14 protein-coding genes are annotated in these 18,231 nt (G+C 68.1%); 10 read left to right on the top strand and 4 right to left on the bottom strand.

All coding sequences use genetic code 11. The features are described from left to right. Positions 1-482 precede the first annotated feature (482 nt). Complete coding sequence (locus tag AC5P09_RS48515) at positions 483-2,531, top strand: APC family permease (RefSeq protein WP_493880073.1); 2,049 nt, start codon at positions 483-485, stop codon at positions 2,529-2,531. Positions 2,532-2,588: 57 nt separating this feature from the next. Continuing rightward, on the top strand, positions 2,589-3,953 hold the full coding sequence (locus AC5P09_RS48510) for a class I SAM-dependent RNA methyltransferase (RefSeq protein WP_493880072.1): 1,365 nt from the start codon (positions 2,589-2,591) through the stop codon (positions 3,951-3,953). 254 nt (positions 3,954-4,207) lie between these two features. Here the strand turns inward: AC5P09_RS48510 and AC5P09_RS48505 are convergent, their stop codons facing one another. After that, positions 4,208-4,453: a hypothetical protein gene (locus AC5P09_RS48505; protein WP_493880071.1), complete on the bottom strand. Its 246-nt coding sequence runs from the start codon at positions 4,451-4,453 to the stop codon at positions 4,208-4,210. A gap of 718 nt (positions 4,454-5,171) precedes the next feature. On the opposite strand from AC5P09_RS48505, the gene AC5P09_RS48500 reads away from it, so the two are divergent. The 6 genes from AC5P09_RS48500 (at position 5,172) to AC5P09_RS48475 (ending at position 14,001) form a co-directional block, all read left to right on the top strand. Then, entirely contained in the window at positions 5,172-5,825 is a 654-nt protein-coding gene (locus tag AC5P09_RS48500) for a restriction endonuclease (protein WP_493880070.1), read from the top strand. Positions 5,826-5,866: 41 nt separating this feature from the next. Continuing rightward, positions 5,867-6,262, top strand: a complete 396-nt coding sequence (locus AC5P09_RS48495; RefSeq protein WP_493880069.1) for a hypothetical protein — start codon at positions 5,867-5,869, stop codon at positions 6,260-6,262. Then, positions 6,259-9,957 carry a caspase, EACC1-associated type gene (locus AC5P09_RS48490; protein WP_493880068.1) on the top strand — a complete coding sequence of 1,233 codons (3,699 nt, stop codon included), beginning with the start codon at positions 6,259-6,261 and terminating at the stop codon, positions 9,955-9,957. Before AC5P09_RS48495 ends, AC5P09_RS48490 begins: the two co-directional genes overlap by 4 nt. Before the next feature lie 182 nt (positions 9,958-10,139). Then, on the top strand, positions 10,140-10,976 hold the full coding sequence (locus AC5P09_RS48485; RefSeq protein ID WP_493880067.1) for a vWA domain-containing protein: 837 nt from the start codon (positions 10,140-10,142) through the stop codon (positions 10,974-10,976). Beyond that, positions 10,973-11,821, top strand: a complete 849-nt coding sequence (locus AC5P09_RS48480) for a PP2C family serine/threonine-protein phosphatase (RefSeq protein WP_493880066.1) — start codon at positions 10,973-10,975, stop codon at positions 11,819-11,821. Before AC5P09_RS48485 ends, AC5P09_RS48480 begins: the two co-directional genes overlap by 4 nt. Positions 11,822-11,823: 2 nt before the next feature. Further along, positions 11,824-14,001 (top strand): hypothetical protein, encoded by a 2,178-nt coding sequence (locus tag AC5P09_RS48475; protein WP_493880065.1) that lies wholly within the window; start codon positions 11,824-11,826, stop codon positions 13,999-14,001. A gap of 295 nt (positions 14,002-14,296) precedes the next feature. Here the strand turns inward: AC5P09_RS48475 and AC5P09_RS48470 are convergent, their stop codons facing one another. Together AC5P09_RS48470 and AC5P09_RS48465 are read right to left on the bottom strand one after the other, a co-directional pair. Continuing rightward, on the bottom strand, positions 14,297-14,965 hold the full coding sequence (locus AC5P09_RS48470; RefSeq protein WP_493880064.1) for a nucleotidyl transferase AbiEii/AbiGii toxin family protein: 669 nt from the start codon (positions 14,963-14,965) through the stop codon (positions 14,297-14,299). 5 nt (positions 14,966-14,970) lie between these two features. Then, a complete protein-coding gene (locus AC5P09_RS48465; RefSeq protein ID WP_493880063.1) occupies positions 14,971-15,363 on the bottom strand; it encodes a hypothetical protein in 393 nt (130 codons plus the stop codon). A gap of 589 nt (positions 15,364-15,952) precedes the next feature. On the opposite strand from AC5P09_RS48465, the gene AC5P09_RS48460 reads away from it, so the two are divergent. Next, on the top strand, positions 15,953-16,567 hold the full coding sequence (locus tag AC5P09_RS48460; protein ID WP_493880062.1) for a Hint domain-containing protein: 615 nt from the start codon (positions 15,953-15,955) through the stop codon (positions 16,565-16,567). Positions 16,568-17,078: 511 nt separating this feature from the next. Beyond that, positions 17,079-17,468 (top strand): hypothetical protein, encoded by a 390-nt coding sequence (locus tag AC5P09_RS48455; RefSeq protein ID WP_493880061.1) that lies wholly within the window; start codon positions 17,079-17,081, stop codon positions 17,466-17,468. Positions 17,469-17,770: 302 nt separating this feature from the next. On the opposite strand, the gene AC5P09_RS48450 is transcribed toward AC5P09_RS48455, so the two are convergent. Beyond that, positions 17,771-18,148 (bottom strand): hypothetical protein, encoded by a 378-nt coding sequence (locus AC5P09_RS48450; RefSeq protein WP_493880060.1) that lies wholly within the window; start codon positions 18,146-18,148, stop codon positions 17,771-17,773. Positions 18,149-18,231: the final 83 nt, after the last annotated feature.

Below are 18,231 nucleotides of genomic sequence, written 5' to 3'. Positions count from 1 at the left end.
TCGGCCACCACCACACGGGAGGCGAGCGCGTCTCGAAGCGCGGACACACGAGTCCGGCTGTCGGCGGAAGGGGTCGGTGGCACAGAGGCCATGAAAGGGCTCCTTCGGGTGCGACGGCTGTCGGCTTAGCTGCCGGGGACGGCGTGCTCGGTGCAACGGTACTCGCCACCCCAATCGGTGTCGCCAAGGAGATCCGAGGCGATCAACGACGGCTGATGCGCCTGACGCTGATGAGGGTGAGGACGCCGAGGCCGACGAGGGTGCCGGCAGCGCCGATCAGTTCTGCGGTCGTGTGCATGGAACCTCCAGCGGGCGGCGGTGGCCGGGCGAACGGTCGGGGATTAGTCATATAGGCACGAGGACCTCGCGGGCCGCGGAATCCGCAGCCGGACCGTCCCTGATTTCACCCGGAGAGCAGACAGGCCGCGGAAGTGGGGTGGCGGGTGGGCGGCCCCGCGTTCGAACGCCTACGATCCTCTGTTGTGTCCAAACTGACCGACGTGCCCAAACGGATCCTGATCGGGCGCGCACTGCGCAGTGATCGGCTCGGGGAAACGCTCCTGCCGAAGCGCATCGCTCTTCCCGTCTTCGCCTCCGACCCGCTGTCCTCCGTGGCGTACGCGCCGGGAGAGGTGCTGCTGGTCCTTTCGATCGCGGGCGTGTCGGCGTACCACTTCAGCCCCTGGATCGCCGTCGCGGTCGTCGTGCTGATGTTCACGGTGGTCGCCTCCTATCGGCAGAACGTGCACGCCTACCCGAGCGGCGGCGGCGACTACGAGGTGGCCAACACCAACCTCGGCCCCAAGGCGGGCCTCACGGTCGCCAGCGCCCTGCTCGTCGACTACGTCCTCACCGTCGCCGTCTCCATCTCCTCCGGCATCGAGAACCTCGGCTCCGCTATCCCCTTCGTGGTCGAGCACAAGGTGCTCTGCGCGACCGCCGTGATCGTGCTGCTGACCCTGATGAACCTGCGCGGGGTCAGGGAGTCGGGCTCGCTGTTCGCGATTCCGACGTACGTCTTCGTTGCGGGCGTCTTCATCATGATCGCGTGGGGCGCGTTCCGTGGGCTGGTCCTCGACGACACCTTGCGGGCGCCGACGGCCGACTACGAGATCAAGCCGGAGCACCAGGGCCTGGCCGGCTTCGCCCTGGTCTTCCTGCTGCTGCGCGCCTTCTCCTCCGGCTGTGCCGCGCTCACCGGCGTCGAGGCGATCTCCAACGGCGTCCCGGCCTTTCGAAAGCCCAAGTCCAAGAACGCGGCGACCACGCTGGCAGCGATGGGCCTGCTCGCCGTCACCATGTTCTGCGGCATCATCGCGCTGGCCGCGGTGACCAAGGTCCGGATGGCCGAGAACCCGGCCGTCGACCTGGTCCACAACGGTGTCGCGCTCGGCTCCGACTACGTGCAGAACCCGGTGATCTCCCAGGTCGCCGAGGCCGTCTTCGGCAAGGGCAGCTTCCTGTTCATCGTGCTCGCCGCGGCCACCGCGCTGGTGCTGTTCCTGGCGGCGAACACCGCGTACAACGGCTTCCCGCTGCTCGGTTCGATCCTCGCCCAGGACCGCTACCTGCCCCGCCAGCTGCACACCCGCGGCGACCGGCTCGCCTTCTCCAACGGCATCGTGCTGCTCGCCGGCGCGGCCGGACTCCTTGTGTGGATCTACGGCGCCGACTCGACCCGGCTGATCCAGCTCTACATCGTCGGCGTGTTCGTGTCCTTCACGCTCAGCCAGACCGGCATGGTCCGCCACTGGAACCGCCACCTCGCCACGGAGAAGGACCAGGCCAAGCGCCGCCACATGGTCCGCTCCCGCGCGATCAACACCTTCGGTGCCTTCTTCACGGGCCTGGTGCTGGTCGTCGTCCTGGTCACCAAGTTCACGCACGGCGCCTGGGTCGCGCTCCTCGGCATGATGATCTTCTACGCGACGATGACGGCCATCCGTAGGCACTACGACCGCGTGGCCGAGGAGATCGCGGCCCCCGAGGGCCCGAGCGACGACAGCGTACGGCCGTCCCGCGTGCACTCCGTGGTCCTGATCTCCAAGATCCACCGGCCGACGCTGCGGGCGCTGGCGTACGCCAAGCTGATGCGCTCGGACACCCTGGAGGCGCTCAGCGTCAACGTCGACCCGGCCGAGACCAAGGTGCTGCGCGAGGAGTGGGAGCGGCGCGGGATCGACGTACCGCTGAAGGTGCTCGACTCGCCGTACCGCGAGATCACGCGGCCGGTCATCGAGTACGTCAAGAGCCTGCGCAAGGAGTCGCCGCGCGACGCGGTGTCCGTGATCATCCCCGAGTACGTGGTCGGCCACTGGTACGAGCAGCTGCTGCACAACCAGAGCGCGCTCCGGCTGAAGGGCCGCCTGCTGTTCACGCCCGGCGTCATGGTGACCTCGGTGCCCTACCAGTTGGAGTCCTCCGAGGTGGCGCGGAAGCGGGCCCGCAAGCGGCAGGAGTGGAACGCCCCGGGCTCGGTGCGGCGCGGGCCCGCCCAGGAGCGGGCGAAGGATTCGTCGACACCGACGTAGACTGGTGGGCTGTTGTCCCGCAGTCACACCCCCTTACGCATCTGGAGTCACCCCGCCATGCAGGCAGAACCGAACAAACCGCAGGCGGAGTCGCAGGCGGGGGCGCAGGCGCGGTCGCTCGTGGGGGAGGAGTACGAGGTCGAGGTCGGCCCCGTCGCCCACGGCGGGCACTGCATCGCCCGTACCGACGAGGGCCAGGTGCTGTTCGTCCGGCACACGCTGCCCGGCGAGCGGGTCGTGGCCCGGGTCACCGACGGCGAGGAGGGTGCCCGGTTCCTGCGCGCGGACGCGGTGTCCGTCCTGTCCGCGTCCAAGGACCGCATCGAGGCGCCCTGCCCCTACGCCGGCCCCGGCCGCTGCGGCGGCTGCGACTGGCAGCACGCCAAGCCGGGCGCGCAGCGCCGCCTCAAGGGCGAGGTCGTCGCCGAGCAGCTGCAGCGGCTCGCCGGGCTCACGCCCGAGGAGGCGGGCTGGGACGGCACGGTGCTGCCGGCCGAGGGCGACAAGCTCCCGGCGGGCCAGGTGCCGCAGTGGCGCACGCGCGTGCAGTACGCGGTGACCCCCGACGGCCAGGCGGGCCTGCGCCGGCACCGCTCGCACGAGGTCGAGCCGATCGACCACTGCATGATCGCCGCCGAGGGTGTCAGCGAACTGGGCATCGAGAAGCGTGACTGGACGGGCATGGAGTCCGTCGAGGCGATCGCGGCGACCGGTTCCCAGGACCGCCAGGTGATCCTGAAGCCGCGACCGGGTGCCCGGCTGCCCCTGGTCGAGCTGGACAAGCCGGTCTCGGTGATGCGGGTCGAGGAGAAGGACGGCGGCGTTCATCGCGTCCACGGCCGCGCCTTCGTCCGCGAGCGCGCGGACGGCCGTACCCACCGCGTCGGCAGCGGAGGCTTCTGGCAGGTCCATCCGAAGGCCGCGGACACCCTAGTCACGGCCGTCATGCAGGGCCTGCTGCCCCGCAAGGGCGAGATGGCGCTGGACCTGTACTGCGGTGTGGGGCTGTTCGCGGGGGCGTTGGCCGACCGCCTCGGCGACCAGGGCGCGGTGCTCGGCATCGAGTCCGGCAAGCGCGCGGTCGAGGACGCCCGGCACAACCTCGCCGCCTTCGACCGCGTGCGCATCGAGCAGGGCAAGGTCGAGGCCGTGCTGCCGCGCACCGGGATCACCGAGGTCGACGTCGTCGTCCTGGACCCCCCGCGGGCGGGCGCCGGCCGCAGGACGGTCGCCCACATCGCGTCGCTCGACCCGCGCCGCATCGCCTACGTCGCCTGCGATCCGGCGGCGCTGGCGCGGGACCTGGGGTACTTCCGGGACGGGGGGTATCGGGTGCGGACGTTGCGGGTGTTCGATCTGTTTCCGATGACGCATCACATGGAGTGCGTGGCGATTCTGGAGCCCGCTGCAAAGGGGATCTGACCTGCGGGTTCTTGTAGATTCCTCAGGCGCGGCCTGTGCGCTCGATCTGTTTCCCGGAGTGCATGACGTGAACCACGTCCGATGCGCCTGAGTGTCACTGAACTGCTGTTTTGCGAGCACTACGGGGACGGCGGCTGTGCCTGGTTCGGTGCAGGCCAGCACGGCAGCAGGTTGTCTTGACGCTCGGATGACGCTCGCTCTGATGGTCTGTCAGAGCAGTGTCGACCGCGCTCGCCGCCCGTCGCGTTCCGGCGTCACATGCCCTGGGGTACGGCGGTGGGGTCGAGGAGGATCTGTTCGCGTCCGGCGGTGAGGGCGTGGTGCTCGGCCAGGGTGGTCATCTTGGCGTCGTTGACCACGTCGATGGGACATGGCGGCCCGGCTGGCGGGTCGGCGACGAGCGGGGCGAGGCGTGGCGCGTGGTGGCCCGTGCCCGGGGCGTTCGCAGGTCCCTCGGTGACCGGTCCGGACAGGGCGATCACCAGGCGGCCCGAATGCACCCCGGCCCCCGGCGGGCCGTCGGCGGCGAAGGCGGAGGCGATGGCTTCGGCCAGTGCCTCGGGTGGCCGGATTGGACACCGAGGCCGGGGGCAGTTGACGCGTCTGGTCGGGCGCGCCGGTCAGGTCGGCCGTCAACCACATCCGTCATGATCCGCGTGTGCAGCTCCGGTATGTCCGTCACGCGGCTGGCCGGATGCGGGAGGCGAGCTGGGGAAGGTGCCTTCCCCCTCGGCGCGCACGGTACGACCGACGAGGGCGCGCAGCACCGGCCACTACGTCGCACCCGTCGGCCCGAGGGAGCAGGGGACACACGAGGAATGGGCGCCCGTTGTCACCACTCCTTGTGCCCTGCCTCTCAGATGGTTCGGCCGAAGAGGTACTGGTCGGGACGGAAGCTTTCCCGATATTAATAAAGGCTTGGTCGGGGAACGGGGGGCCGATGCTGCTTGTCATGGCGTTACTCGTGATCGGTGGGGTCACGCTGGTGTCGCGTTGCGGGGGGCCGACAGCGTTCCACCGGCCGTGTCGCCGCAGACGCAGGGGGCTGTTTGCGCGCTGCCGAGACCATGCCTTCACTTTGGTCACGATCACCGACCTGGCGGGACTTGCGTTGTTCGGTCTTGCATTCGGTATGTGGGCAATTTTCGGGTCGGGCATCTGATGCGGCGCCGGCGGAGCCAGGGAGGGTGGGACGCGCTTCCCTGGTGGGTGTGGGGAGTGGCTGCCCTGGCCGGCGTCAGCGGTCTGTGGCAGGCGGCCGAGCAATGGCCGGTGTGGACAGGCATGGTGCTGACCGCCGTGGCAGTGGGGCTGGGCCTGAAACCGGGGCGGCTGGCCGTACAGAGATGGGTCGGCCGCTCGGCGCTTTCCGCGGGGCCCGTGCGCTATTCGCTGGCCCATCTCGATGCCCTGGACCCCCAGCAGTTCGAGCTGGCGGTCTGCTCCTTGCTGCGCAGGGACGGACTGACCGCGGAACATGTGGGCAGAGCGGGGGACAAGGGCGCCGACGTACTCGTCGTCGATCATTCGCAACGGCGGGTCGTCGTGCAGTGCAAGCGGCTACGACCGGACCGAAGGGTCGGAGACCAGGATGTCCAGCGTGTCAACGGAACATACCGCCACGACCATGGCGCCCATTTCGCCGTGATCGTCACCACCGGGGGTTTTACGGCAGCCGCGCGAGCCAGCGGCCCCCGCTATGGGATTCAACTGGTGGACCGGGACGCCCTGGAGAGGTGGGCGGACCTGGGTGAGCCGCTGTACGGGATCCTGCGAGTTCCGGACGAGGGCGCAAGTCGCAGGCGTTGGGTCCCCGGATCGTGGAGGACAGGAAGAATCGCTAGGGTGACGGCGAACCAGCGGCGCCCGTAACTCACTTTTACTACACGCAAGTTGGCTGTACGAGGGGGAAGATGTCCGACGAGATCGAGTCTGCGCGGATCCAGGTGTTCGGCGCCGACCCGCGGCATGCGGAGCTCGAAGCGAAGGAACTCCGTGAGGTGCTGAATCGGCTGGACGGCGCAGAAGTGCGCTTCGCCCCGCCTGAGGCGACGCGAGCTACGGAGGGTGCGAAAGGGCCGGCACTGCTGACTCCGGAGGTCGTGCTCATCCTCACCACGGGAACCCTCGCGCTGGCGAGGACCGCCATCAAAGCTTGGGTCGAGGTCCGTAAGAGCCGCAAGGTGCGGGTGGTGCATTCCGACGGAACGGTCACAGAGTTCCAGGGGGGAGTGTCCGGGCGTGAGGTGAAGGCACTGCGGGACGGTGAGGGCGACAGGTCGGGGACCGGCTCGGGAGACGCGCGATGAGTCGTAAGCATGCCTTACTCGTGGGCACTGCTGCGTATGAGGACGTGAACTTCCCCGCCCTGCCTGCTGTGCGCGCAGACGTGCACTACCTGAGTCAGGTCCTGGAAATGCCGGCGGTCGGAAGGTACGAGAAGTGTCTTCGGGTCGAGGACTCGTCGAGGGCGGCGATCAAGCAGGCCGTCGAACAGTTTCTCAGGGACCGTGAGCCGGACGAACTGGTCGTGCTCTATCTCAGCGGCCACGGGGTGTACGACCGCGAGGACGGTCAGCTGTACTACGTCACGACGGACACCGGGGCGGACCGGATACAGCAAACCGCCCTCGAAGCGTCTTTCGTGACGGACCAGTTGGAAAAATGCGCGGCACGGCGCAAAGTCCTGTTGCTCGACTGCTGTTTCAGCGGCAGCGCGGTGCAGGGTTTCCGCAGCAAAGGGGCCTCGCACTCGGCCACCGCGCCGGTCGTCGAGGCCGGCGGAGTGCACGTCATCACCGCTTCTCAGCACTGGGAGCAGGCGTTCACCGCTGATGCGGACCAGCCCTCACAGTTCACCAGAGCGATAGTCGAAGGTTTACACTCGGGACAAGCGGACCTGGATGGTGACGGACAGGTCTCGGCGAACGACCTGTTCCGTTACATCAATCGTGACTTACGGAAAGCCCCTGACGGACGTCGGCAGACGCCGACCCAGTCCAGTCTTCACGTGACTGGTGACATCTTTCTCGCCGATGCCTCGACCGGCCGTCAGATTCCCGCCCTCAAGCCGTTGCCCGTTGGGCTCACCGCAGTCAGCGACGGTGCCGGAGGGGTGACTCCGGCACCGGTCAAAGCCACCGAGGCGGTACACGACGACTCCGCTTTCACCAACGTCGAATGGGCACAGCTGCTGACGTACTACCAGCACTGTCTGGAGGCGGAGAACGCCACAGACGAACTGCTGCCACTGGTGGGCAGCGATCCTCCACGCGCGGTCTGGTCGGCAGGGGAGGAAGTGCTGCTCTCCGGCACGGAGACCACGGTTCAAGCGCCGGAAGAGATCGTGGACCTCTCAGAGCGTGCCTTCAAGGACGGCGCCGACCTCTGGTACGGGTACCCCGTCGCCGTTCTCTACGACGGCAAGCGGCAAGTGTGCGCGCCACTCGCCATGCGCCAGATCGAGATCGAACGCGGTCCGCAGGGACGCAGTGTGGTCACACCCACAGGACCCATCGTCCTGCATCCCAAACTCGTCCTCGACCGGCTGGGCAAGGACGAAGGCAAAGAACTGCTCGCCGCCTACCAGCCCAACTGGCGGCCGGGATTCCGGGAGGACATGGTCCGCGACCTGCGCAGTCTGCTGCAGGAGCTGGGACTGCCCGACACGGAGCACCTCGACCCCGGATCGCTCGGCGACGGCAGCTCGCTGTACGCCGCGCATGAGGGCGCCCGCAATGTGGCGGTCGTCTTCGCCGCACGGTCGGACTCCGCGGCCACCGCACAGCTGATGAAGGACTACAAAACGCTACAAAGGAGCGTCGGGCAGTTCGCAGACACCGCGCTCGGAGCATTCACCGCGCGGGCGGCATCAGGAGCGGATGAGAGAGCCGAGCAGGAGGTGCAGGTCACCGCTCCCCTGGAACTGAACGAGGGGCAGGAGGCGGTCATCCGGGCCGCCATGGTCCGCAAGCTCACGGTCGCCACCGGACCGCCCGGCACCGGGAAAAGCCAGCTCATCGTCAACGCGGTCGCCACGGCCATAGCGGCCGGTCAGACCGTGCTCGTCGCCTCGACCAACAACAAGGCGGTGGACGAGGTCTGGGAGCGCTGTGAAGCCCTGGCTCCGGGACTTCTCGTACGAACGGGCAACCAGGCAGCCGTCGAGCAAGAGTTGCGGACGCTGGAGCAGTTGACCCGCAGCGTTCGGCCCCATCAGTCTTCCCAGATGTATCGGGGTGAACTGCGGAACCACCTGCGGGGGCGAGAGTCGCTACGTCGTCAACTCACGGAGGTCGCCCGTCGAGAGCGGGAACTGGCCGACCTCGGCCGGTTGCGCTTCTCCTATGCCGAACAACACAACGGCGACCCTCAAGCGCTTGCCACGGCCCTGGGCGACGATGTCTCCCTCGGTCGGTGGCTGCGCCGGGCTCGCACGGCAGTCCGCTTCGGGATCTTCGGAGGATGGCTGCGGAGCCGATGCCTGCGCAGTCTCGCCCCGCTGTTCGTAGAGGCTGTAGGACGCCAAGACTTCGCCGACCTGCTGCCTTTCGGGGAATCCGAAGCCGCCTGGCGACGGAAAAGCACTGAAGCCGATGCAGCACCGGACGACGCCGAACTTCTCACGACGCTCCAGGAGACCGATCGACAAGTTCGAGAGACGTCGGCAGGACTGCTGCAGGCGTTGGTGGCGGAGCAGGCAACGACCGCACGTGCGGCCATACACGACCGCATCGACGCCGTGAAGTCACGATCACCGCGGCAGTGGTCGTCCTTGGAGCGGATCCTGCCGCAAGTGTCCGGCTGGGCCGTCACCGCGAGGTCCCCACGACGGTTCCGGGACCGCGCCGCCCTCTTCGACCTGGTCATCGTCGATGAGGCGAGCCAGTGCTCCACGCCGGATGTGCTGCCTCTGCTCTTCCGCGCACGGCGGGCCCTCGTGATCGGGGATCCCATGCAGTTGCAGCACATCACGACACTTCAGCCCCGGCAGGAGGCGGAGGCACACCGTGGGGCGGGGCTGCGGGCGAGCTGGCTCGACGAGCACCGGCTTGAGCACCGGCGTTACTCCGCGTTCCACGCGGCTGCCCACGCGACGGGGGAATCACTGCTGCTGGACGAGCACTTCCGCTGTCATCCGGACATCGTCGGCATCTCCAACCGGCATTGTTACGGCGACCGGCTGACCGTGCTCACGGAATCCCGGTCGTTGCGGCGCCTGGACGGAGTCGACGCGGTGCAGTGGCTCGATGTGGTGGGAACGGCGCGCAGAGGCAGCAACGGGTCGTGGATGAACGAGGAGGAGGCGAATCGCGTTCATCTTTCGGTGGAGCGGTTGCTGATGCGGCTGCCGGAAGGTTCGACGGTAGGGGTGGTCACCCCATTCCGCGCCCAGAAAGACCTGATCGCCGAGCGCTGGAAGCACGAAGCGCGTGTGCGGGTCGGCACGGTGCACACGTTCCAGGGAGGACAGCAGGACGTGATCTTGTTGTCCCTCGTCGCAGGTGCGAAAATGCGCCCCAGCGCGGTCAACTGGCTCTGCCGCGAGGTCAATCTGTGGAATGTGGCCATCACCCGCGCACGTTCGCATCTCATTGTGTTCGGCGACCGCGACTTCTGGTCGGTTCGGGCAGGCATGCCGCATGCACTGCTGGACGCGGCTGAGGCCAAAGACGCGCTGTATTCGTTCGGTCCGCATTCCCGGCAGCAGGATGAGCTTGTCGGTGACCGGCTTCAACTTATGCTGACGGACGCGATTTCCGGAGTCCTGCTCGACAGGAACGTCACGGCTGACGGCTACCCCTTCGACTTCGACGTCCGCCGAGGCCCGGACGCCACGCAGGTCCGGCTGGACCACGGGGCGTCCTCCGACATGGAGGACGCACGCCACCTGAGGCTCGCCCTCAGCCACACTGCCCTGCTGCCGAACGGCGTGAGGCTGCCTGCCTGGCATGTCTGGGCCGATCGAGCGGAGCGAGTGACGGCACGGCTCGGTGGCCCGTGAGGAGGCCGAAGCACAGAACCTCGTCGATGGCATCAAGTGCGCCCCAAATGCCAAGGTCCTCGCACTACCATAAGACCGGGGGGATCTCGGTGACTTGGCCTGCGCGCTGGTGACCGGCACGTCAGCATGTCCTATGAGCTTCTCCGACGACCGAGTTCTTCACCGTCCGCCAGGAGCCCAACGTGCCGTATACGGCAGAGATCAGCCGCAGTAATCCGACGAGCATCATCTTCCTCGTCGATCAGTCGACCTCCATGAGCGATCCCATCGGTGGCGAAGCACCCCAGCAGAAAGCTGAAGTCGTTGCCGACGCCATCAACCGGCTCCTCACTGAACTCTCGGTCAAGTGTGCAAAGGAAGAAGGCGTACGCGACTACTTCCACGTCGCGGTCGTCGGTTACGGCGCCACCGTCGGCTCGGCGCTCGCGGGTTCTCTCGCCGGCCGGGACATCGTCCCTCTCAGTGAGGTGGCGGACAATCCTGCTCGCGTAGACGAGCGAAGCAAGAAGGTGCCCGACGGTGCCGGCGGCCTGGTGGAGACCGTCGTCAACTTCCCGCTGTGGATGGACCCGGTCGCCCACGGCGGGACCCCGATGAACCGCGCGCTTCAGTACGCTGAGAGCCTCGTCGCGGCGTGGACCGAGCGCTACCCGGCCAGCTTCCCGCCCATCGTCATCAACCTGACGGACGGCGAGTCGACCGACGGCGACCCCACCGCGGCCGCCGAGGCCATCACCTCGCACGCCACGGCCGACGGAGCGGCGCTGCTGTTCAATCTGCATGTGTCTGCCGCAGGCGGAACCCCCACCGCTTTCCCCGACACGGCCGACGGCCTCCCGGACAGCTACGCCAAGACGCTGTTCGCCATGTCGAGTCCGCTGCCCAGCCACATGCGTTCGTACGCCGCCTCGCAGGGGCAGCGGGTCAGCGAGACCACGCGCGGCTTCGTCTACAACGCGGACATCACCACGGTCGTGCAGTTCCTCGACATCGGCACCCGAGCCACCGAACTGCGGTGACGACTTCCACCTCATGCGTGTACGTCACGCACCTCGTGGCCCCCAAGCACGGAAGCACGGAGGCGGAATGCGAAGACGCCGTCGCCGTGCTTCCCGGTCGCCCACACGACTACATGCTGCGGGAGCCACTCACCGCGGGTGTCTGCGACGGGGCGACGGAGAGTGCACTGGCCAAGGACTGGGCCCGTCTGCTGTCCTGCGCGGCGGCCGAACACGCCATGAGGCGGCCGGACCTGCTGGCCGGCGGCACGGCGTTCGAGGAGTTCGCGTCGACGGTGGTGGCCCAGTGGGATCCCTGGCTCGTGGAGTACACGCAGACGCGCCACGCGGAAGGGCGCCCGTTGAAGTGGTACGAGCACACCAAGCTCGCAGATGGCGCCTACGCGACGCTGCTCGCGGTGCGCGTCGACCCGGACTCCGATTCCCACCCCGACACAAGTGAACCGTCCTGGCGATGGCGCGCTGCCGCCCTGGGGGACAGCTGTCTGTTCCACCTGCACGACGACCGGCTGGTACAGGCGTTCCCGGTGGCGGCCGTCGAGGAATTCGGTACAACTCCCGACCTCTTCGGCAGTCGCAACCACGACGTGGCATTGCTGGCCCGCCGCACGCGGTTTACCGAAGGCTGGTGCCAACCCGGCGACCGGCTGCTCCTGATGACCGACGCCCTGGCCGCATGGCTTTTGTCGGTCCCGGACCAGGACGATGCCGTAAGCCAGTTGCTGGAGTTCGCCGGGCCCGACGACCTGGACGGATTCAAAAACTGGCTGAACGGCCTGCGGGACCGCCGACAACTGCGCAATGACGACGTAGCGCTCGTACGGATCGACTTTGAGGGGCGGTGAAAGTGGGCTCGGCCACCGGTCCGCAGCGGCAGTTTCCCAGCGGCGCCGATTACGCGGAGGCGTTGCAGCACACGCAGCTCTGTTTTCAGCATCCCGAACTCAAAGGCGCAAGGCCGGAACTGACCAAGCTCGGTCTGCCTCGCGCCATCTCCGGCGCCTTCGCGAGCGTCTTCTCGCTGACCTCGGCCTCCTCAGGCCGGCGGTACGCGATCAAATGCTTCACCCGTCACATCCCGGACCAGGAACGCCGTTACGAGGCCATCAGCTCCCGCCTCGCAGGGCTGGATCCGACCGAGCTCTCTCAACCGTGGAATCTGGGATTCGAGTACCTTCCCGACGCCATCAGCGTCGGGCGGGATCGCTATCCGGTCCTGAAGATGGAATGGGTCGAGGCCGTCACCCTGTCCTCCTGGCTTGACGACAACCACACACACCGGTTTGCCGTCGACCGTCTGGCCGAGCGGTTCGAGGCGCTGACCCACGATCTGGTCACCTACGAGATAGCCCACGGTGACCTCCAGCACGGCAACCTGCTCGTCGCGAGCGATGACACGTTGCGGCTGGTCGATTACGACGGAATGTACGTCCCGGCACTGGCCGGCATGGGCGGCACTGAGCGGGGGCACCGCAACTACCAGTCGCCCCTGCGTGGGAACGATGACTTTGGGGCGGCGCTGGACCGGTTCTCCGCTTGGGTCATCTTCTTGTCGCTCAAGGCGATCGCCTCCGACCCTGGCCTGTGGAATCGGCTGCACGAGCCCAGCGGTGAGTTCCTGTTGCTTACCGAGGACGACTTCAAGAATCCGGGCGGCTCCACAAGGCTGCAGACGCTGCTGGCCCACCCCGACCAGACGGTGAGTGGCCTCGCCGACCAGGTACGTTCCCTGGCCTTCCAGCCGTTGGACGTGCTACCTCCGCTCGTAGCCGTGCCCAGACAACGGACCGCCGGGACGACTACCTCAGCGGTGTCGGGCCGTGGCGCAGCAGCCACTCCTGGTTCAGGCGGACTGCCCGGATGGATGACCGGACACGTCTCTCCGCAGCCCGCACCGACGCCGACCGTTCCCGCGGCCACTGCACCGGACGGCTTCCATACGCGGACGCCGCTGGATGTCGCCACAGCCGTGCTCTGGCCGCTCCTGCTGGTCGCGGCCATCTTGGTGGTCGTCGCGGGGTTCTCGATGCCACCGATCGGTCCGGGTGTGCCCGTCCTCGTCGCTGTCGCGCTCACTGTGTTCGCCAGAAGCCGCCGCGCCGAGCGGACTCGGTCACAGGCCGTCCTTTCCAAGCTGAAGAACGAACTGGCCCAGCTCGATGACCCGGCCAAGGCTGCCGAGAAGCTGCGCAAGGACCGGGCGAAGTTCGACGCGGCGGAGGCGAAGCGGACCGCTGCCTACCCACGGGACCAGGACAAACTCACAGCCCAGTACCACGCCGAGCTCAAAGAGGCCGAGAAGCGCAAGGCCCGTAAGCAGCGCGACATAGACAAGAAGATCGACGGACTCTCGGAAGAACTTCGTAGAGCCCTGGCCAAGGCACTCACCGACAAGCAGTCCGCGTTTGTGCGGGATCAGCTCAGCCGACGGCTGATCGCTCAGTCCCCGCCGCACGGCATCGGACCGAAACTCGCCGCGCGGCTGGCGGCGGCGGGTATCCGTACGGCAGCCGACTTCACGGGCTACCGGTCCGTGCAGAACACCCAGTACAACAGCACCGGCGCCGTGCTCGTGCTGAGCACCGGCCGTGTCATCGACGTCCATGGCATCGGCGAGGCCAAGGCCATCGCCCTCGATGTCTGGCGCAAAGACCTGGTCGCATCCGCCAAAGCCCGGCAACCGACCGCGCTCGGTGTGCTGGAGCGACAGTCGATCGAGCAGGGTGTCGCCAGCCGTCGGGCTCAGCTCACCGCCCAGCGCAAGGCTGTGGAGTCCGAGACAGATGCGTTGCGTGTGCAAGCACGGAAGCAGATGGAGGAGGGTCAGGAGCGGCTCGCCCGAGAGAACACGCTTGCGGGCGATCAGGCCCGACAGCAGCGGCAGGAGTTCAGCCGACGTACGGTCGCACTCCAGCAGAACAGCGCGCTCCACGGAACACTGAGCGCCTCCGTCGAGGCTGTCAGGCTTCGGCAGCGCGGACTGTCGTTCGCGTGCTACGTGCGGTTTCTCTATATCGGTCGCTGACGTCCGGTTCGCTGCCGCGGACAGCAGGGCGAAGGGGCGGATTCGGCATGGGACGCTGCGGCTGCGACTGGCCAAACTCACCACACATGACCTCGACCACGTCACCGCGCTGATCAAGACCCGCCTCAAACGGATGCCGAATCCGCACGACCTCTTTGGCGCCCTCGTCGCCAGGGCCGGACTCGCCCCGAAGTCTCCGCAACCCCAGCCGCTGAAGATCTCCAGAGGCCAAGCAGGGGGCGCACAAGAGTCGGCTCGAATGATCGTTCACAGTTGTGATCCCCCCGGAACTTGATCAGTCGTTGTCCGGAGCACCGCCCTCTTCGAGGAGACGAGCAGCGAGGTCGTCGGCCCATTCCACAGCCCAGGCGCGGAGAGCTGTGATCGTGGTGTCGTCGAGCCCGTAGGCGGCGAACGCTTCGTCGTCAGTCCACTCGGCGCCCGTGAGGTTCGACTGCAGATCCTCACGTTCGAAGCGGCCGCGGGCGTGGCGGCGGCCGAACTCCTCGAGCTCGGCATTGCTCCAGCGGCGGGAGGCCGCGAACACGTCGATCAGGTCGCGCGGCGCCCCGCGGTCGGCGAGGGCGCGGACCTTGGTCCCGATCACGTCCTCCTCCGCGAGGACGGGCCCGTATGGGCTCTGGGCGATGGGCCGCCAGAAGATCTCCTTGAGGATGTCGACTTCGCATTCCTGCCCGGTGGCCGGGTCGGACACGGTGAAACGGGCGGACAGCGGGGCGGTCTCCAGCGCGTGTACCTTCCAGCCGCGGGCTTCCAGGCCGGCGCGGAGCGTGGTCGCGATGTCGGCCATGGGCGCCGGGTTCTCGGTGGCGACATCAAGGTCCTGGCTGGGGCGGTTGACGAGGCGGTGCGCTCGTACGGCATATCCGCCAGTGAGGACCAGGGGATACGGGGAGCCGAGTGCGATCACATCCGCCAGGAGCCGCGTGTGCAGCTCTGGCATATCCGTCACGCGGCTGCCCGGGTGCGGGAGGCGAGCTGGGGGAACGTGTCCTCCCACACAGTGCGCACGGTGCGACCGACGAGGGTGCGCAGCACCGGCCATAGCTGGAGGAGCAGGTCCCGGTTGAGGTAGCAGGGCAGGTCATCGCGCAGGCCCTCGTGCAGGACCGTGCGGTACAGGCCCATGCGCTGCCGAGGCTTGCTCATGTCGTACGAGGTCATCCCCGACCAGGCCATGTGCAGTGGCAACTCCACGACCCCCTGGGTCGGGCCGTGCAACTCGTCCAGCGACTCCGGCAGACGTCGCCGGAACTTTTCCCGGTACAGCGCGAGGTCCTCGGCGACCGCGCCCGAGAGGTCGCTCGGCGTGGGTGCGGGATGCTGTGGGCTGGAGGGCATGAGTCCATTATGGCGGCCGGAGAAGCGGTGAGGGCCATGATGTGCGAGCCTGCGTCCGGAGTGAGTGGGAGGCGGGCTCGTGGGGGGAGCTGGTCTTGGCAGCCTGTTCCGCCGGAAGAGGAAGGATGGGCTGTTGGTTGGTCGTGACGCTCGTTTGACGCTCTGGGTGCCCGCACGTGGGGCAGCGAGCCGTGAAACAGGCGCTGACCTGGTCTTTTCCGTGACCCGCTCAAGCCGACATCTTTCCGATGACGCATCACATGGAGTGCGTGGCGGTTCTGGAGCCCGTAGCGAAAGGCCTCTGACTCGCTGCTTCCTCCGGTTTGTCAGTGATGCGGCCGGTCGCGCCAGGCGACCGGCCGCATCCATGACGGGGTGGTCGGATGAGGAGATCAGTTTGATCGCCTGCCATCCGGCCGTGCCGGCGGTCGTGGTCCAGCCGGTGGCGTAGGCCGTACGGTCGGCGCCCACTCCCAGGGACGCCGGATCGGTGCCGCCGTCCGGGACACCGTCGCCGTCCGCGTCACCCGGCGAGGCGAGCTGCATGACGCCCCAGCCCGAGTTGCCGATCAGGTAGCCGGAGTCGACCGTGCCGTACACAGAGCCCGGCAGGAACCACAGCTGGTCGCCGATGACCGCGGCCCGCAGAGCCGCGGCCCGCAAGGCGGCGGCCCGCCCGAAGGCGCGCGGCAAACCCCGCTCACAGCCGAAGCCGAGGCCCAAGTCTCGGCAGGTGAAGCGGGCGGTCAAGAAGGTCGCCAAGGAAGTCCGGGAAGAGTCCCAGGAGACGGCCAAGGACGAGGTGCAGGGCGCGGCGTGCGAGTCGGCCGCGGGCATGGCCAACAGCTTCGTCCCCGGCACCAGGGTCCTCATGGCCGACGGCTCCACCAAGCCGATCGAGAAGGTCAGGCCAGGCGACAAGGTGGTGGCCACGGACCCGAAGACGGGAAAGACCTCCGTCCAGACGGCCGCGGCGACGATCATGGGCAAGGGCAGCAAGGGCAGCAAGGGCAGCAGAGCTGACGCACAACTGCTGGCTGAACGCGGGTTGCCGGATGACTCGAATCGGATGTTCGTGCGTAATACGCGCCGTGAACTGGACCTCCAGGAGTTCCCCGGGGTGGGGCCTGCGGTGTTCCTCGGTGATTTCGAAGACGGAGTCAACAGTTACTGGCTTCAGGGTCTGCATCGCCGGCCCCGGTAACAACCTCCGCTGAAAGGCGTCCAGCGATGAATTCACCCTTGTGAAATCACCTTGAGGACGACTCCTGTGACGCCTTGGTGGAGCAGGCCTTCGTGGATGAGGAACCCTGGTGGTCTCGGGTGCTTGAGGAAATCGAGCTCGGGTCTCTCGCTCCGGAATGATGAACCGTCCGCCGTCGAGAGCCGCCGAGAGAGGGGGACGGCCTGCCTCCGGCGTGAGCCGCGCTTCCCTCACATGTTCGTGCCTGAGCGCAGTACTCGTGACCGACCTCGCGCGTGGAGTACGCCGCGCTTCTGGAGCCCGCTCGTACGCTCAAGGGGAGAGCCGGCGGCCCGGGCAGGGGCGCCGCGACTCGAGCGTGGCCATGATCCCGACCGGAGCTGCCCCGGCCTCTTCCAGCACACGCCGGGCTCGCTCCTCGTCCGACGGAGCCTGCCTCCCGCCACTGCCCCGGCCCCGCATACCGTACGGGGGCGCAGGCGCTGTGCCGCGCGGAGGAGGAAGCCTGAGCATGAGCGAGAAAGGGCGGGACCGCGCCCCCTGGGACGACGCGGGCGTGCTGGACGGGGCGGTCAGCGGGTCGCCGCGGTTCTCCGTGACCGGGGGAGGGACGCGCCTGCGGGTGGAGTACCGGGTGGCGGGCGAGGGTGTCGCGGAGCTGAACTACGCCCCGACCGGCCAGGAGGGGGAGGAGGAGGTCGGTGTCGACGAGCCGCACCTGCCGTGGAGCAAGGAGGTCGTCATGCGCGGGCCGATCGTGATACCCGTGCTCGGCGTCACCCTCGACGAGGACGGAGGACGAGCCGAGCTGGTGGTGCTGGTGGATGGCCGCGAGTCCGCCCGGGTCACCGTCACCGGGCGCTCCGCCACCGGAATCTGCGTCGCCGACCCGCTGCCGTAGCGGCGGTCGGCCGACGGCGGCCGACCGTGAAGGTGACAGGCGAATGGCCCCGTTCCGCGCGCCGATGCACGCGGGGCGGGGCCGTTCACGCCGAGGGCGGGCGCCGGGTCAGGCCAGGGGGCGGCCGCACGTTCAGCACCCTGACCGGCTACGTCCGCGACACCGAGGCGTACCTCGTCGACTCCCAGCCGCGAGAACTCACCAAGAACGGCGCCTGCGACGACGCCGCCGCTTTGTCAGTGATGTGGCCGGTTGCCGGGTGCGACCGGCCGCATCACTGACGGGCTGGTCGGATCAGGAGATCAACTTGATCGCCTGCCATCCGCCCCCGCCGACCACCGTCGGCGGGCCCACCGGGCCGGTGCGGCGGCCCGGGAGAACTCCAGCCCCGCCGTGGTGTTCGCCGTTGTCGACCACAGGTCCGGGATGCCGTCGCCATTGCTGTCACCGGAGGCGGTGAACAGCGGTCGTGCGGTCGTGGTCCAGCCGGTGGCATAGGCCGTACGGTTGGCGCCCACCCCCAGGGACGCCGGATCGGTGCCGCCGTCCGGGACACCGTCGCCGTCCGCGTCACCCGCGCTCTTGCCGTGGTACACCCACAGGTCACCGGTGGAGGTGTTGCGAGCGATCAGGTCGGCGAAGCCGTCGCCGTCCACGTCACCCGGCGAGGCGAGCTGCATGACGCCCCAAGCGGACCACCGCCAACGCCAAGCGCTGGCCGGACACCCCGCTGGACCAGGAGTGCGCCTCCGGTGCCAAGTGC

The sequence above is a fragment of the Streptomyces sp. a15 genome (assembly GCF_059026085.1).
The sequence above is the reverse complement of the archived record's forward strand: the minus strand, read 5'-3'. Positions and strand labels throughout refer to the sequence as shown.

Excerpts from the sequence above, each read along its gene's own strand:
- AC5P09_RS48510 (WP_493880072.1), top strand. The coding sequence starts at position 2,589 with ATGCAGGCAGAACCGAACAAACCGCAGGCGGAGTCGCAGGCGGGGGCG.
- AC5P09_RS48495 (WP_493880069.1), top strand. The coding sequence starts at position 5,867 with ATGTCCGACGAGATCGAGTCTGCGCGGATCCAGGTGTTCGGCGCCGAC.
- AC5P09_RS48490 (WP_493880068.1), top strand. The coding sequence starts at position 6,259 with ATGAGTCGTAAGCATGCCTTACTCGTGGGCACTGCTGCGTATGAGGAC.
- AC5P09_RS48470 (WP_493880064.1), bottom strand. The coding sequence starts at position 14,965 with ATGCCAGAGCTGCACACGCGGCTCCTGGCGGATGTGATCGCACTCGGC.
- AC5P09_RS48465 (WP_493880063.1), bottom strand. The coding sequence starts at position 15,363 with ATGCCCTCCAGCCCACAGCATCCCGCACCCACGCCGAGCGACCTCTCG.
- AC5P09_RS48455 (WP_493880061.1), top strand. The coding sequence starts at position 17,079 with ATGAGCGAGAAAGGGCGGGACCGCGCCCCCTGGGACGACGCGGGCGTG.
- AC5P09_RS48450 (WP_493880060.1), bottom strand. The coding sequence starts at position 18,148 with ATGCAGCTCGCCTCGCCGGGTGACGTGGACGGCGACGGCTTCGCCGAC.